General features: G+C 37.6%; 2 protein-coding genes and 2 pseudogenes. 2 read left to right on the top strand and 2 right to left on the bottom strand.

The features are described 5' to 3' along the window. Together METMK1DRAFT_RS00535 and METMK1DRAFT_RS00530 are read right to left on the bottom strand one after the other, a co-directional pair. Nucleotides 1–199 (bottom strand): annotated as a pseudogene (locus tag METMK1DRAFT_RS00535) (hypothetical protein); the annotation flags it as partial. A 506-nt stretch (nucleotides 200–705) separates the two neighbouring features. Continuing rightward, nucleotides 706–1,701 (bottom strand): hypothetical protein, encoded by a 996-nt coding sequence (locus METMK1DRAFT_RS00530; protein WP_009069492.1) that lies wholly within the window; start codon nucleotides 1,699–1,701, stop codon nucleotides 706–708. Between the two features lie 434 nt (nucleotides 1,702–2,135). Between METMK1DRAFT_RS00530 and METMK1DRAFT_RS18045 the strand changes: the two genes are divergently transcribed. Both METMK1DRAFT_RS18045 and METMK1DRAFT_RS00525 read left to right on the top strand, forming a co-directional pair. Continuing rightward, entirely contained in the window at nucleotides 2,136–2,279 is a 144-nt protein-coding gene (locus METMK1DRAFT_RS18045; protein ID WP_172634088.1) for a hypothetical protein, read from the top strand. Nucleotides 2,280–2,425: 146 nt separating this feature from the next. Then, nucleotides 2,426–2,661: pseudogene (locus METMK1DRAFT_RS00525) on the top strand (malate dehydrogenase); the annotation flags it as partial.

Below are 2,661 nucleotides of genomic sequence, written 5' to 3'. Positions count from 1 at the left end.
AAATGTAGCCCAGGTAACCGGCTATGAACGTGATCAGTAGAGTGACCATATAGCTCATGGGGAAGAATCCTCCCAATGTATAAAATATCGAGCCCAGAGCCTTGTTTGTGGCGTAGATTTGGCCCGAGTTGTAGCTGTTCCAAAGGGAGATGACTACGTCTATGACCACTATCAGGATCGCAAATATCAAGCCTAGCATACGCCGATACACACTTACCTGTTTAAAAGTTCATCCCAATCTTACGCTACAGCTTCCTCACTGTCCGTAACGGTTTCCAATAGGTTCGCTTTGTGTCGCTGTTCAATTTTCTCAGGTGACAAACTCATTGGTCGACTTAATATTTGAAGTTATGAATCAAATTGAAATAAGGATTCACGTAAACTCTGATAAAAATTGAAGAAATATACAAATCGCAATAAGGTTAAAATTTTCAAATTTCTTCTCATTATGTACACTATTATTGGGATGAGACCGAATCAGATGTCTATCTATGAAACTATTCGGTGAAACACGAGTGTCTTATTTTATTATATAATTCTTCTGTAAATTTTCTATTTCAATAGAATCTATTAAATGTTCAGCTATTTTATTTCTTATCTTATCCTTTATCTTACCGTCTACTTTCAAATAGGCTATATGGTTTTCATTGACATAGATATGAGCATAACACATGCCTCTTTTTTTCTTTAATTTAATAGTAAAGTTTAACTTAATAGTAAACTGAGGATTCCTAATTTCTTGAATCGCCATATCACTTTAACTATAAGATTAATGAACTTGTCTAAAGCTGAGCTAGATAGTACTGTACGTATAGAAGTGTACTCCAGTATAAACTCCTTTCTGATCTCCTTAGGAACATTCTTTATTATTAATTCTGGTATATCCATGAAATAATATAAGAACTGATTTAAATTTAAATGTAATACTCCTCTTTTCTCGACCCCTTCGCTAATCCTTTTGTTAATCTCATCCGCCAAACCTTTGTGCAGAGGTAAAATTTTTATCTTAAGTAAATCTTTAATATCTTTTTCAAAATATTTAAAAGCTAATGGATATTCCGACTCATCTGGGATTGTATATTCATTATTAATTATTTTACTTACAATATTAAATTGTTCTTTAGCCTCGTCAAATTCGTGTTGTGCTAAATGATATTCAAGCTCGTATTTTTTCATAGTTATACCACATTTAGGACACCTGACGTCATTCAATTCATCTGGCTTAATCTTTCTTAACAAATCTTCGGCTTTTCCTTCTAAGTACTTGATATAATCATTAATCCACGAAGAGACACTTTCGACACAGCTAATTAGCTCGTCTTTTTCGCAAAACAGCTCTAGATTGTGATCGACTGGATTAACATCAGGGTAGAAAGAAAGGTTAGCCCTCTCGTAATGATAAGTCGCATCAACCAGATGAGCATAAGCGTTGTCTAGTTCAGGGTAGTCCGCTGATCCATCATTTATCCTTCTAACAATGGCTGGAGGAAAATCATTCACATTAAGGTAAACTGTAACCTCGTCCTCATCTAAATCTAATGACCTAATCGTTGCTGTCCCCCATTCATACTCTTTCTGATAACATCTAACTGACTTGTAACGAGGTATAACATGAAATTTACCGTAATCATCGTAATATTCTTCTGCACTGCAACCAAATTCCTCAAATCCGTTTTTCGTCAGCAAAGAAGTTATCTCCATCTGACCTCCTCTCGATTTCTACTTTTACTTTGAAAGCCTTTTCTGTCTTTATTATCTCATAAGGAATAATAGTTAAGTTGCTCTAACAATTAGATACAGCTTTAAAGGCATTATTATTCATGCTAATATTGACAAACCGTTTAAAGGCATCCTGAGCTCCCACCCACCAGGACGATTAAGGTTTCCATTATGAATTCACTTTATTTAACTCTCTTTATGGTAATTAGCTGTAATTTTGGTAAAACTTAATATTAATAAAATAAAATTTTTATCACATCTATAAATAAAATTGCTATTCGCTATGGATCCGTGAGTCGCCCAACTGTGACTTAATTGTGACCTATTTTGGGTCGCGATTTTGGGTTTACCGGCGAGGGCGGTGTATCCGTATTTTCCCTCTATACACTATTATATCGATCAGATCAGCAGTGGATGTGGTATACCAGAGAGGTAACTGGCCATTACTCAAGATGTGTGGGTTTCCCTACCAGATGAGTCTGATAGCTGAGGTTATCCCTATAAAGGGGCGGAGGGATGTGAACCAGTTTCCCCAGACTACGGTGAAGCCCAAGGGCTGAGGGTTGGATATAAATTTATGAAAATTCAATGAAACCCAAACCCCATTTAGGTCCCTCACGTCTTCTTAGAGCTCGTCTCTTCCAGGGGTGAGGCTTGTCATCCTTTTTAGTCAAACTCTTTATACCCTCTCCTGACATCTATCATTATGAAATCTGTGGAACTGTCCCTTAAGTACCAGGGGAAGATACAGGTAGTGCCCAAGGTCCCCATAAGGAGTTACGACGACTTCTCCACCATTTACACTCCCGGTGTGGCGGAGGTGGTCAAGGAGATCTCAAAGGACAGGGATAAGAGCTTCCTCTTGACAAGCAGGTGGAACATGGTCGGTATAGTCACAGACGGCTCAAGGGTACTGGGACTGGGAGACGTAGGACCCGAAGC

Origin of the sequence: Metallosphaera yellowstonensis MK1 (assembly GCF_000243315.1) — an archaeon.
Classification (GTDB): domain Archaea; phylum Thermoproteota; class Thermoprotei_A; order Sulfolobales; family Sulfolobaceae; genus Metallosphaera; species Metallosphaera yellowstonensis.
This window is presented reverse-complemented; position numbering and strand designations above follow the sequence as displayed.